General features: G+C 42.5%; 9 protein-coding genes. 6 read left to right on the plus strand and 3 right to left on the minus strand.

Annotated features, from left to right (window positions below; genetic code table 11):
- Window positions 1-83: 83 nt before the first annotated feature.
- Window positions 84-230, minus strand: coding sequence for a hypothetical protein (locus tag HWQ37_RS15660; RefSeq protein ID WP_292748536.1), 147 nt, complete (start codon window positions 228-230; stop codon window positions 84-86).
- Window positions 231-325: 95 nt separating this feature from the next.
- Window positions 326-2,209 carry a DUF1565 domain-containing protein gene (locus tag HWQ37_RS15665; protein WP_292748537.1) on the minus strand — a complete coding sequence of 628 codons (1,884 nt, stop codon included), beginning with the start codon at window positions 2,207-2,209 and terminating at the stop codon, window positions 326-328.
- Between the two features lie 504 nt (window positions 2,210-2,713).
- On the opposite strand from HWQ37_RS15665, the gene HWQ37_RS15670 reads away from it, so the two are divergent.
- From HWQ37_RS15670 to HWQ37_RS15685, 4 genes are all read left to right on the plus strand, one after another.
- On the plus strand, window positions 2,714-3,829 hold the full coding sequence (locus HWQ37_RS15670) for a thiamine phosphate synthase (RefSeq protein ID WP_292748538.1): 1,116 nt from the start codon (window positions 2,714-2,716) through the stop codon (window positions 3,827-3,829).
- Between the two features lie 55 nt (window positions 3,830-3,884).
- Window positions 3,885-4,097 carry a sulfur carrier protein ThiS gene (gene thiS / locus HWQ37_RS15675; protein ID WP_292748539.1) on the plus strand — a complete coding sequence of 71 codons (213 nt, stop codon included), beginning with the start codon at window positions 3,885-3,887 and terminating at the stop codon, window positions 4,095-4,097.
- Between the two features lie 193 nt (window positions 4,098-4,290).
- Window positions 4,291-4,629: a CU044_2847 family protein gene (locus tag HWQ37_RS15680; RefSeq protein ID WP_292748540.1), complete on the plus strand. Its 339-nt coding sequence runs from the start codon at window positions 4,291-4,293 to the stop codon at window positions 4,627-4,629.
- Window positions 4,613-8,875, plus strand: coding sequence for an nSTAND1 domain-containing NTPase (locus HWQ37_RS15685; RefSeq protein ID WP_292748541.1), 4,263 nt, complete (start codon window positions 4,613-4,615; stop codon window positions 8,873-8,875). The genes HWQ37_RS15680 and HWQ37_RS15685 overlap by 17 nt, the downstream gene beginning before the upstream one ends.
- Window positions 8,876-8,880: 5 nt before the next feature.
- Here HWQ37_RS15685 and HWQ37_RS15690 read toward each other — a convergent pair whose 3' ends face one another.
- Window positions 8,881-10,098 (minus strand): glycosyltransferase family 4 protein, encoded by a 1,218-nt coding sequence (locus HWQ37_RS15690; RefSeq protein WP_292748542.1) that lies wholly within the window; start codon window positions 10,096-10,098, stop codon window positions 8,881-8,883.
- 589 nt (window positions 10,099-10,687) lie between these two features.
- Here HWQ37_RS15690 and rtcA point away from each other — a divergent pair.
- The gene (gene rtcA, locus HWQ37_RS15695) at window positions 10,688-11,734 is read left to right on the plus strand and encodes an RNA 3'-terminal phosphate cyclase (protein ID WP_292748543.1); all 1,047 of its coding nucleotides are present in this window, start codon (window positions 10,688-10,690) and stop codon (window positions 11,732-11,734) included.
- A 501-nt stretch (window positions 11,735-12,235) separates the two neighbouring features.
- Window positions 12,236-13,713 (plus strand): protein phosphatase 2C domain-containing protein (locus HWQ37_RS15700; protein ID WP_292748544.1); only part of this gene is annotated, 1,478 nt, incomplete at its 3' end.

Here is a 13,713-nt window from a genome sequence, read left to right on the forward strand (position 1 = left end):
CCCCCTTAAAAAAGGGGGGAAAAGAATCAAAGTCCCCCTTTTTAAGGGGGATTTAGGGGGATCTAGATATATGCAACTTCACATTAAATTGGTATAAGTCGATTGATTTTATTTTGACCCGCGATCGCTCTCTCAAGTCGATTGATTTTATTTTGACCTGCGATCGCCTTTTGACCAACTTCCCAAAATACGATCACCCCCTTGACTAAAAGAGCGATGCCTCCCCACATTAGAAAAGCGATCGCTCCCTCAAGTGGATCAATATTTATTTTGAGGTGCTTTTCTCGCTAATTCCATATCTTTTGCCCCATGCCCAATTCCCTACTCAATTCAACGGCTCCATAATGACTTTTAAACCTTTACTAGAGAGTGTTTTGAGCATTTCTTTAGCGTTATATTCACTATTAAATACTCCTGCTTGCATAACTCTTTGACCTTGCCAAACTGTGGGAAACGCACCAGGAACAAGCGATCGCACTAAATCTCGATCCTTATCGGTTGCAAGTGGCACTACTACGCGATAACGCATACCAGATTGTGTTGCAGATTTACCACTATCGGGAATACTTGCAGAACTTGTTTGCAGATTGCGAGTATTAACAATGGGGATATTGCGATTGGGAAGTGGTAAAAGTTCTGAAGCACGTGGAGCAGAAGTTTCTAATATTGGTAATGGCCTTTGTGTTTGATCCCTCTGTCCAACTGAATTGGCTGGGGACTCAGGGGCAGTAAACTCAATGGTATTAGGATCGATCCGCACATAATTTAACTGTGGTGTCTCCGGCGGCTGTACTGGACTGGAAGTTGCAACTCTTGAAGTGTTAGTTGGTATTTGTCTACCTAACAAGCTGCTAGGTGTAGGAAATCCGGCGACGCTAGAAGTGGGTAGTTGTTTAGATATAGGCGGAGAAAGCGGTATATTATTGGCTGGCATTAATGGCAGCTGTTGACTGTTTAATTGTGTAGAAACAGGATTATTTGCTGCAATGCTGTTGCTGGTTTGCCTATTAGCAGTTTCAGAGATTTCAGGAGATGAGAAGGTGATTTCCCCCGTTGGTGGTATTTCTCGTAATACGCTGTTGGGAGCGGGTTGGGAATTTTGGGTTGCTTGTGCTGTAATATCTACCTTACCAGTGATGCGATCGCTCACAAGGTTGTTACCAGCAGCAGAAATCACCTGTTTCGCAGCGCTGGCGTTGATGTCGTGGCGGGCATTATTTTGAAATGTATTACCCCCAGGTTCCGATGCACTACCCAAATCTGGCATTGCTTGAGCGATCGCAACTAAACCATCTTCTTGATTATCTTGAATAATATTATTCCGCAAAATCGGGCGGGCATTTGCTTGTACGACAATTCCCGATCTATTGTTCTGAATTTGATTCCCTATGAGTCTAGGAGCGGCATTTTGGGCAATATTAATCCCAAAACCCGTTTGATGAAAGACATTTTCTTTCACTTGGGGACTAGAGTTACCGGCAATTGTGATGCCATTGGCTCCATTGCGATCGAAGTAATTCTTACTAATGGTAGGTGCGGCATTACCACAGACAGAAATACCATCTTGAGTACTGCCAGTAAATGTATTTTCTGCAACTACCGGATTGCTAGATTCAATCCATAAACCGTAACCACGGGGATTAGAGTTCGTCACCGTTACCCCAGTAAGCAAGGCTTGATTTGCTCCAACAATTGTGACATTTTGACCGGCGAAACTCCGACTCAGGTAATCACCGCCCCCCTGAATGATAATGTCTTTACCTTGATTACTGGGGTTGCCTTGAATTGAAATACCCGATTTTAGTATTAAGGGGAATTCCTCTCCTGTCTCGGCGCTATAAGTGCCTGTGGAAAGCATAATTACAGTATTGGCCTTAGCTAATCGCAACGCTTGGGTAATGGTTTTTACAGGAGCGGATTCGCTGCCATTACCTGCCTTATCATCTCCAACACTAGGATTGACAAATAACACATTAGCCTGAGAAGGTGTTTGGGTATGCAGAGGCGCTAAATCTGGTGTTGATGGAATTTGAGCGAACGCACTATCTAGGTTTATACCCAGGAACGCTATACTTGCCGCCCCTATACCTACAGTTAAAGATAATACCGAAAAACTAAAAAATAAAAGCCTTGCTGATTCCAGAAACTTCAGCTTTGCAACCATAACATCTACTTTACGGTATTCAGGAAACACACGAGGGAGAATCATATTTAACACGACTCCTTATAAGTAATCATAAATTCTTATACTCTCTAAAGAATATTATGTCGATAATATTACTCATATATTCACCCATTGGCGATATTTAATACATAGTCATAAATGATATTAGACATCTCCAGAAATTAATTATGCATTGCCCAAAATCATTTGTATGCACAATTCATGAATTGTGGCTACATCATTTTTGACTTCTATATTTAAATAGATTAGGACTATTAGTTGCAAAAAAATTGTAGGTTGGGTGGAGGCTTTGCGTAACCCAACATCTATGATCTATTGTGGATTTTCTAGTGATTTCCTTTTGCCAGTCATTTCTAAGTTTGTTGTCTACCGTAAAATACTTGACTAAGCTTAGTGCAAAACTGTAGCCTCAAACTACCCTTATCACTGTCTATAGGAACATGGGATAATTTATCGTAACCCTCACCACTACGTCGTTTTGCGTAGATTCCGCAAAAATTAGTAAAAAAAAAGCAAATTAATTAACTTATGGTTACTAGGACTTATGATAATTCACACTTCGATGAAAGCACTAACGGGGTTGTTGTAATGGTGGAGCCATACAGCCAAAAAGAGCAAATACAGCAAGTTGTTTACCGCATTTTAGATGCAAACTTAGACCGCGCTCGTGAGGGCTTGCGAATTATTGAGGAATGGTGTCGCTTTGGCTTGAATAATGCTCAGTTGGCTCTTGAATGCAAGCGCTTGCGACAAGAAGTAGCCAAGTGGCATACTTCCGAATTGCGGGCGGCGCGAGATACACCAGGCGATCCGGGGACTGAGTTAACTCATCCTCAAGAAGAACAACGAGCTAGTATAAAATCGGTTTTGCAAGCTAACTTTTGCCGAATAGAAGAAGCATTACGGGTGTTGGAAGAATACAGCAAGCTTTATCAGCCAAATATGGCTAAAGCTTGTAAGCAGATGCGCTATCAGGTTTATACCCTAGAAAGTAGTTTAATGGGTCATCAGCGCCATCAATTATTGTGGCGATCGCGTTTGTATCTTGTGACTTCCCCACATGAAAATTTGTTGAACACTGTCGAGGCTGCACTCAAAGGCGGATTAACGCTCTTACAATACCGCGACAAAACCGCCGATGATTCTTTGCGTTTAGAACAAGCGAGAAAATTACGGCAGTTATGCCATATCTACGGTGCTTTGTTCATTATTAACGATCGCGTGGATCTAGCTTTAGCAGTGGATGCCGATGGAGTGCATCTCGGACAACAAGATATGCCTATTACTGTCGCTCGGCAATTACTCGGTTCCCAGCGTTTAATAGGTCTTTCTACCACAAATAAAGAAGAAATGCAAGCAGCAATTGTTGAAGGTGTAGATTATATTGGCGTGGGGCCAGTTTATGAAACTCCCACCAAAGTAGGTAAAGCAGCAACAGGGCTAGAATACGTCAGCTATGCTGCCAAAAATTGCTCAATTCCCTGGTTTGCGATCGGGGGAATCGATGCCAATAATATCAATGATGTGATCGATGCTGGAGCTGAACGTGTAGCAGTGGTGCGATCGCTCATGCAAGCCGAACAGCCTACTCTCGTGACACAATATTTGCTCTCCCAACTAAATCGCATTAAACCAGAACTTTAAAAGAGTCATTTGTCCAAAGTGAGTAACCAATACCACATTCCCCACATTTATATCTATGTCTAACGAGATTGCGATTCAGGTAAATGGGGAAACCCATAGCTGTTCGTTTCAAACTTCTTTACCCGACTTACTCCAACAGTTGGGTTTTAACCCCCGCTTGGTGGCTGTGGAGTATAACGGCGAAATTTTACACCGCCAATTTTGGCCGCAAACAAAAGTCCAGCCAAGCGATCGCTTAGAAGTAGTAACTATTGTCGGTGGTGGTTAGTTAATTTGAGCCAGTTTTAATCTGTTTCAACTTCAAGGATTTTCGGCATATTTCTGATCAACCTATTTGGGGTTGCAAAATTATCGTTAGATTCTAAAAGTCTCATCATCTGGGAACCTCTGGTAATAAAAAACCTTCTACAATCAATGTAAATTGAATTTTACGTATTTATACCCAATTTTATAAGTTTGTTGTGAAACGCATAGTAGAATTTCCTCTTGAAAGTGGCGAATCCATTCTTGTTGAAGTAGACGAAGCAGCCGAGACCGACGCTCGCATCGGTTTACGAGACCAAGTGGTTGATAAAGCTACACAAACCTTCGAGTCAGCCTTAGAAACCGTCAAGCCGATAGCTAATGCAATTATTACCAAAATAGGCAGTCTCAAACAGCCAGCAGATGAAGTAGAAGTCAAGTTTGGCATCAAGATTAGCGCTCAACTTGGAGCAGTTGTAGCTTCTGGCAATAGTGAAGTCAACTATGAAATCACCCTGAAGTGGAAAAAAGATTCACAAAATGGCAGCACCTCTTGATTCATCTATTGTCAGAATTTACTCCAACGGTGGCAAAGTAATTGGTGCTGGTTTCTTAGTTTCCCAAAAGTACATCCTCACCTGCGCCCATGTAGTAGCTGATGCCTTGGGACTTCCGAGAAACACTGCCCAAATGCCAGATGCAGAAATTACCTTGGATTTTCCCCTAGTGGCAGCTAAACAACTCCTCCAAGCTCAGGTTGTTTTCTGGCTACCTGTAAATCCTAGTATGGCAGTAGAAGATATTGCTGGATTGGAATTAAAAGACTCTCCTCCAGATCAAGCTCTACTGGCATCATTAATTACATCTGATGATTGGGCAGGACATCCTTTCCGAGTATTGGGTTTTCCAGCAGGACAACCAGATGGGGTTTGGGCTACTGGCGTTTTACGTGGACGCACAGCTAAAGATTGGGTGCAGCTAGAGGGTGAGACACAACCAGGTTATAAACTAGAGCCTGGTTTCAGTGGTGCACCGATATGGGATGGTGAGCTTCAGGGTATAGCCGGAATAGCAGTAGCAATAGACCCCAAACGACCAGAAGCTAAAGTTGGGTTTATGATTCCCACACAAGTGTTGGTGAGTGTATGGCCTGTGTTGCGTGAGCAAGCTATTGCCTCTTGTCCCTATCGTGGTTTATTTCCTTTCCGGGAAGCAGATACACGGTTTTTCTTTGGGCGGGATATTTTCACCCAAAAACTAGTAGATACAGTCCAAAAACAATCATTGGTAGCGGTAATTGGATCGTCTGGTAGTGGTAAATCTAGCGTAGTGTTTGCGGGTTTGATTCCGCATCTACGCCAGCAAGGTAACTGGCTCATCGAATCTTTTCGCCCAAAAACTCATCCTGTTGATGAACTAGCAGCAGTAATTGTGCGCTTACGTGAACCAAATGAAACGAAAATACAACAAGATATTGATGCCAGAAAATTAGCTGGTGCGTTGCGAGAGGGAGAACTAGGATATACTTTTTTATCGCAGGTTTTGTCGGAGAACGAGGATAACCGCCTGTTACTAGTGGTCGATCAATTGGAGGAACTTTATACTTCTTGCTCAGATGTTAAAGAGCGCCAGCTATTTTTAAATCAATTACTAGAAGCGGCTAAACTGGTACAGAATTTTACCCTTTTGCTGACCTTGCGGGCTGACTTTCTGGGATATGCACTTTCTGATCGTCGTTTCGCTGATGCTTTACAGAATGCTGATTTAAAACTTGCGCCAATGAACCGAGAAGAATTGCAGCAAGCGATCGCTCGACCTGCAAACAAGCAAGGAGTAAGGTTAGAAGAGGGTCTTGCAGAGCGGATTCTCAGAGCAGTGGCGAATTCACCAGGCAATTTGCCATTGCTGGAATTTACTTTGACGCAACTGTGGGCAAAACAGCAAAATCGCCAAATGACTCATGCTGCTTACGAAGCCATCAGCGGTGTAGAAAAATCGTTGGCGAACCATGCAGAAGCCGAGTTCGCTAGACTCAATCCACAGGAGCAACAACAAGCACAGCAAATATTTGTCCAATTGGTGCGGCCTGGGGAAGGCACAGAAGACACCCGCAGACTAGCTACCAAAAATGAGGTGGGAGACAATAATTGGGATTTGGTGAGGCGTTTGGCTGATGCGCGGCTAGTAGTAACTGGACGTGATGAAACTGCTGGTAAAGAAACAGAAACAGTAGAGATTGTCCATGAAACCTTGATTCGGGAATGGGGACGACTGCACGGATGGATGGAGAGCGATCGCTCTTTCCGCACTTGGCAAGAATTATTGCGAACCAGAATGCGTCAGTGGGAAAATGCCGGACAAGATGAGGGGCCATTGCTGCGAGGTGTCCCCCTAGCGGAGGCAGAAAATTGGCTCAAGCAGCGCTTTGATGAATTGAGCCAAGCAGAGCAAGATTTCATCCAGCAGAGTTTGACATTGCGCGATCGCGATCGCAAGCAAAAAGAACGCCGCCGCAAGCTGACTCTATTTGGGCTGACAGGTGGTTTAGTAATAGTCTCAATCTTAGCTGTGGTTGCATTTTGGCTACGATGGACATCTGAAGTTGAAGGCTCAGGAGTCACCGCTTTAACAAATTTTGAGTCTGGCGCTGGAGAAATCGAAGCTTTAGTGTCAGCAATGGAAGCCGGACAAGAGGTCAAAAAGATGGCTTTTTGGAATAGTCAATGTTTGCAAGACTGTCCAGCCATAAGTCCACTGCTAGCTTTGCAGAAGATTCTGGATAATATTCATCAAACAAATCAAATCAATACTTACCAAAAAGGTGTAAACAGTATCCGTTTTATTCAAAAAGACAAACAAGAAGAGTTAATTGTTGCCGGTGGAGAAGATGGCACGGTTACGTGGCGAAATTTCCGGGGAAAGGAATTGAAAAAGACTATACTGCACAAGAATAACAGTATCAAAAGTATCGATTTTAGTGAAGATAAAACAATGCTGGCTACAGGTGCAAGTAACGGTTGGGTAAAACTGTGGAATGTCTCAACAAGTCAGCAGTCACCTACTTTAATAACATCCATGCCTCATAAATGTAGCAATGGAAAGGAATTAGGAAAAGACGACCGACCAAAAGAAGGTGATAAATGTAGTGTCAACAATGTTCGTTTTCTTCCCAAGAGCAACCTCCTGGCAACAACTGGAGATGATGGTAAAGTTAAACTGTGGCGTTTCAATGGAGAACGTGTTTTAACAATAGATGCCCATCAGGGAAGTATCAAAAGCCTCAATCCTAATCCAGATAATATTCAGCAATTTGCCACGGCTGGAGAGGATGGCTTGGCAAAGCTTTGGGATATTAATGGGGCACAATTGGCAACATTTAAGGGTCATGAATGCAGTGTCAAGGATACTAAAAAATGTAGTGTTAACAGTGTCTGGTTTTACCCCAAGCAAAAGCAAGTTGCTACTGCTGGAGATGATGGTACAGTTCGGCTATGGAATCTTGCTGGAGAAGAACTGGCAAAATTTGAGGCTCATCGGGAAGGTGTTGAGACAGTTCGTATTCCCAAGGATGGTTTGATTGCTACATCAGGTAGCGATGGCAAAGTCCGGCTGTGGAAGGATTTCAAGGGAACACTACAAGCAGAATTTCTGGGTCATCAGGGCAGTGTTGTCAGCACTCGCTTTAATGACGAAGGAGATACTCTTGCCACTGCTGGAAAAGATGATGGCACGGTAAGAATCTGGGCAGTTCCAGGAAAATCATTAATCAAACCCAAAAATCCCTTACCAAAATTAAAGAAGCATCAAAAAACTGTTGGCAGTGTTCGTTTTAGCCCAGATGGTAATTTACTTGCCACAGCTTCAGATGATGACACCGTTAAGCTTTGGAAACTGAAAGGAGATATGGTAACATTCGTCAAATCATTCCCCGCCAACCAAGGTGGTGTTATTAGCGTGCGTTTTAGCCCAAAAGAAGACCTACTTGCTACAGGTGGAAAGAATGGTAAAATCCGGCTGTGGAAATACAGTAGAGGGAAGTACGATGTAGAATTACTAAAAGAAATTAAAGCTCATCCTAGCGCCATCCTAAGTACCAATTTTAATAATAATGGCGATGAGCTTGCTACTGTTGGGGATAATGCTGTTGGGGATAAGAGTGTGGCTAGACTATGGAACCTTGAAGGTAAGATGTTAAATGAATTTCCAGAGAAAGGCAAGGTTGAGACTACTAGGTTTAGCCCAGATGGTAAACTCCTAGCTATAGTTGGAGAGAATGGAATAGCATCGCTCAGGAATATTAATGACAAACCGTTAGCAGAATTGAAAGGTCATCAAGGCTACGTTCGCACAGAATTGAAAGGTCATCAAGGCTACGTTCGCACTGTTAGTTTTAGCCTAAAGGAAAATAAACTTGCTACTGCTGGAGATGATGGAACAATCAGGCTGTGGGATTTCTCAGGAAAGCAGGTAACAAAACCATTTAAGACTTATCAGGGCAGAGTCACATATATAACTTTTAGCCCGGATGGTAAGCTCCTAGCTACAGCTTCTGCTACTAACAAAATCCGGCTGTGGAATTTATCAGGACAACAAATTGCAGAATTTACAGGTCATCAGGGCAATATTAAAAGTGTAGATTTTAGCCCGAATGGCAAACTGCTGGCTACAGCCAGTGAAGACAAGACGGTAATTGTGTGGAGTATCCGAGGATTAGATGAACTGCTGCATGAAGGGTGCGATCGCCTTAAAGATTACCTTGTAACTAACCCTGATGAAAAGAAAAGACTGAGTGTATGCCCATAAAAGTCTTACAAATCAGATTTATAAAGCGATCGATGAAGAGTTCTCCGCTTGGCTAATTCTTTCCCTTTGCGGCCAAGTTGCTCGCGTAATTGTTGGTCTTTGCATAACCGATTGAAAGCTTGAAAAACTTCATAACCAGAATTGGGATTAACCAATATCCCATTTTCTTCATGCTGAACTATGTCTAGAACACCACCTAAACGAGGGGCAATTACAGGCTTACCGAAGTAACTTGCTTCTAAATAAACCATACCAAAACCTTCCATCTTATCAGGTTTAGTATCAGATAAAGTCAGCATGGCAAATATATCGCAAGCAGCATAATAACCTGCTAATTCTCGCTCTGGCACATATCCGGCAAAGTGGACGCGCTTATCAACCCGCAAACGATGCGCTAACGATTTCAGTTCCGATTCACTTGACCCTTGACCGCAGACTATATAATGAACATCAACCCCAAAAGTTAGCAGTATTGGGATGTTATCAATTACTCGGTCGAAACCTTTATGTTTTACTAGTCTACCGATGGAGAGAATAACTATTGCTGTTTCGGGAATGTTGTACATCTGACGCACGCGAACCCGTAAATCATCAATGCTACTGGGACTTGCTACATTATTATCAAATTTTTCTGGTCTGATTACTGGGTTAATCACGTGGGTAGGAGTATCTAATCGGAAAGCAGTTCTGAGGTAGTCTCTTGTATAAGAACTGTTACAAATAATACCTTCGGCGCGTTTGAGTGTTAATTTGAATAGCGATCGCAGCACGGGATTGTGTAAAGTACAAAGAAGATCGTTGCCGTGCAGATAGATAAAAAAGCGAATAGGTAACAAATAGCTCAATAGCAACAGTGAAGGGAAATCATAGCCGTGGCCCCACTCTATATAACGATAGTGATAGCGAAAATAGAGTTTAATTGCGAGGACAAATGAGCAGACTATATTGATCAAAGGCTTGAGGATATTTCCCACATAGCCACTACGCCAATATTTAGGATAATACCAGCGATACACAGGAAACTGTTGACCCTGATCAAATACTTGATCTCCTGAGCAACTTGCTGCTAGTACAATTATTCGTTCTGGATCTTGGAGACAGCGATTGTAGATATATTCCCCAATTACAGCTTCTTTCGGCAGAAAGATCCGGGATATGACTAGGATATCTGGGTATGCAGCTTTGTCTCTGATTTCGGCTGTTAGTTGAGAAATATGTTCCATAATAAAATTAATGACTATATTTCAAATAGTTTTTAATTTATTTACAATTAGAGTTACTTTCAAAGCCATCATTATTATCTTATTTCTTTTAAAACCAATTTGGTAGACAAATTTTAAGCCTATTTTAGAAGATTAGCCAAGAAGATTATTTTTTTATTGTATTGATTTTACTTTTGTTGCAGATTTATCTTGATTTGATAATTTCTGTGCATAATGAACAATAAATAAAAGTCAGCACTTGTAGCGAAATTGCTCAGTGAACAACTTACGTTCAATAAAATATCCAAAATACTTGGACTGTTGTGCCAAAATGCCAAAAAGCTTTGTAACTATTTAGTAGCGCTTTGGTGTCTGACTGACTGGCTTAATAAACATTGCAGACACTTGATGTCTATATGTATATGCGTAATTTCAGATATACCAGGTGTACTAAAAAATGCTTTTAGAGGTAGCAATGCATTTTGTGAGAAATTTCTCTGTATATTTGTGTAACTTCTCTCCAAAAAGCTAGTTGCTGGGCGTTTATAATTTGTGGTTTGATTTTAAGAGTCGTGGGGATAACCCAAAATCCAATATCCCAAAATCGCCCATGATTGAAATTGACGGTTCCTACGGAGAGGGAGGCGGACAAGTTCTTCGCACTTCCTTAAGTCTAGCCGCTATCACCGGCGAACCCATACGAATTACAGGCATTCGCGCTGGACGCAAAAAACCAGGATTAGCAGCACAACACTTAACAGCAGTTCGGGCGGCGGCGAGGATTTGTAATGCCCAATTACGGGGTGATGCTTTGGGTTCAACGCTGCTAGAATTCATCCCAGGTAGTGCCGTGCAAGCTGGAATTTATACCTTTGATGTTAGTAAAGCACAACAAGGTGGTTCTGCGGGTGCGATCGCTCTAGTTTTACAGACAATTCTCTTACCCTTGGCACTCGCATCCGGTAGTTCACAGGTGACACTAAAGGGTGGAACTCATGTGAACTTTAGCCCGACAGCGACTTACATTGAGCAAGTTTATTTGCCCACACTGCAACGTATGGGTGTAGAAGCCCAAGTCAAGTTAGGCGCTTGGGGGTGGTATCCCCAAGGTGGAGGAGAGGTTGAGTTACGGGTAGATGGTGGTGGTAAACTCGGCGGAATCAACTTGCTAGAACGGGGAGATTTACAACAGGTGCGGGGACTAGCAGTGGTGACAGAATTGCCTTCTCATATTCCGCAACGCATGGCAAATAGGGCAGAGAATTTGTTACGTTCAGCCCATTTAAAAGTTACTATACAGACTTTGCGAGAAAGAGGTGTAGCACCTGGGGCGGGTATTTTCCTTACTGCTGAATATCAAAATAGCTTGACTGGCTTTGGTGGGTTTGGGCGTTTGCGGTTGTCGGCGGAGACAGTTGCAGAGATTGCTTGTCAGCAACTGCTTGAATTTCATTATACCGGCGCAGCAGTGGATGAACATTTAGCAGATCAGTTATTATTGCCAGCTGTTTTAGCTTCAGAAGGAAGTCAGTATCGAGTGGCTGAAGTCAGTAGACATTTGACGACAAATGTAGCAGTAATTGAACAATTTGGACTGGCGCAAATTACAGTAAATGAAGCTGAGAAAATAGTGTCTGTAATGCCTTTAACTAAATGAATAGAGTGCGACTAATCACCGCTCGTTGGGAATTTTAACCGAATTGCATTGCATAGGAATCATATTTGATTTCTGAAAAAATCTCGGTAGTCTTGTAATGGACTGTCATGGCTTTAATATTGCAAAAAAAAATTGTAGGTTGGGTGGAGGCTTTGCGTAACCCAACATCCTGATAATAGACATCTTCGGAAAAGATTTAGAAACCTTAAATTCACGCGCAGACCTAACCCCCCTACCCCCCTTCCCTACAAGGGAAGGGGGAATTAAAGCCTCTCCCCGAAGCGGAGAGAGGTTTGGAGAGGGGTCATGCATTAATTTTCGGAGAGGTCTAATGTACTATTTTGCGTAGACAGTCTACTACGTGCATTTCACAAATCAAATACTAGTCCTATATATTGCATTGTATTAGATATTACCATTCTCAAACTCTATCCCTTTTTGGATAGAGTATTCTAAATTCTAACTTCTGAATTCTGACTCCTGAATTCTGACTCCTGTTTTATGATTTCGACTCAACTGATAATTTTTTGTATAAATCCACGCTGTAATAACCCCATTAATCCGATGGGAGATAGCGTTTGTGCCAGTTGCCAAACACCTTTGGTTCACCGCTATCTTTGGGCGACTGGCTCCTTGTCTGCTCACATCCCACCAGGGACAAAGGTTGCAGATAGGTATGAAGTAATTAAACAACAGATTTGGCTGGATACTCAACCGGGACTACCGCCAGATGTACCCGCAGAATTGCCAACGGAAGTAATTCCTTATCTACGTTTATATCAAGAGCGGTTGCATCTACCCCAGGCTTATGGGTTTGCGAGTAATCTGGAGGAAGATACAACTGATATTCTCTTATTGGAAAATGCGCCGATAGATAAGACAGGAAATATCTATCCAACTATTGTTGAGGCATGGGAGGAAGCGACGGCAGTACGACAAGTTTATTGGTTGTGGCAAATTCTCCAACTTTGGACACCTCTATCAGAATTGGGATTGAGTCGCAGTTTACTAGTAGTAGATAACTTGCGAGTCGAAGGTTGGTGTGTGCAACTGTTGGAACTCTACCAAACACCAACAGATGAGAAGCTAAGTTTACAAAATCTGGGGGAATGTTGGCAATTTTGGGTAGTTTCTGCAAAGGCATCAGTAGCTAGAGGCTTACAAAATATAGTGCAGCAGATGTGTGAAACGGAGATTGAGTTAGAGGCGATTAATATTCAACTCAATAATTTATTACTAGCAGCTGCGGCAGAATTGCCATTAGTCTTAAAGGTGGCAGGTTCTACAGATATTGGCCCAATCATGGCGCAAAATGAAGACGCTTGCTATCCCAATGGTTTGAGTGATTTAGATGAACCTCTATCACGCCACTTGTCGATTGTTTGCGATGGCATTGGCGGACACGAAGGCGGCGAGGTTGCTAGTCAGTTAACAGTCCAGTCTGTAAAGTTGCAAATTCGCGCTTTACTAGCGGAGGTGACAGAACAAACTGTACTTTTACCACCAGAGTTGTTACAGGAACAATTAGAAGCAAGCTTACGGGTGGTAAATAATCTAATTTGTGCGCGCAATAATGAACAAAAACGCCAAGGCAGAGAACGCATGGCTACAACTATTGTCATGGCGTTGCAAGTTCCCCAACGAGTTCAGACAAGTACTGGGTGGCAATCAAATAATACTCATGAACTTTACTTGGCTAATGTTGGCGATAGTCGTGCCTATTGGATTACTCGCAATTATTGCCAGCTACTGACAGTAGACGATGATGTGGCAACACGAGAAGTCCGCCTTGCTAAAAGCTTGTATCGAAAAGCACTTTTAAGACCAGATGCAAGTGCTTTAACTCAAGCATTGGGGACAAGAGATTCAGAATCTTTGCGTCTTAAGGTTCAAAGGTTCATTGTGGAAGAAGATGGTATCTTGCTATTGTGTTCTGATGGTTTAAGTGATAATAACTGGGTAGAACAATCTTGGCAGGA

The sequence above is a fragment of the Nostoc sp. NMS4 genome (genome assembly GCF_017115095.1).
In the GTDB taxonomy this organism is placed as follows: Bacteria; Cyanobacteriota; Cyanobacteriia; order Cyanobacteriales; family Nostocaceae; genus Nostoc.

Bases quoted from the DNA above. Each gene is read 5' to 3' on its own strand.
- HWQ37_RS15665 (WP_292748537.1), bottom strand. From the start codon at position 2,209: ATGATTCTCCCTCGTGTGTTTCCTGAATACCGTAAAGTAGATGTTATG.
- HWQ37_RS15685 (WP_292748541.1), top strand. From the start codon at position 4,613: ATGGCAGCACCTCTTGATTCATCTATTGTCAGAATTTACTCCAACGGT.
- rtcA (WP_292748543.1), top strand. From the start codon at position 10,688: ATGATTGAAATTGACGGTTCCTACGGAGAGGGAGGCGGACAAGTTCTT.
- thiS (WP_292748539.1), top strand. From the start codon at position 3,885: ATGTCTAACGAGATTGCGATTCAGGTAAATGGGGAAACCCATAGCTGT.
- HWQ37_RS15690 (WP_292748542.1), bottom strand. From the start codon at position 10,098: ATGGAACATATTTCTCAACTAACAGCCGAAATCAGAGACAAAGCTGCA.
- HWQ37_RS15660 (WP_292748536.1), bottom strand. From the start codon at position 230: ATGTGGGGAGGCATCGCTCTTTTAGTCAAGGGGGTGATCGTATTTTGG.
- HWQ37_RS15670 (WP_292748538.1), top strand. From the start codon at position 2,714: ATGGTTACTAGGACTTATGATAATTCACACTTCGATGAAAGCACTAAC.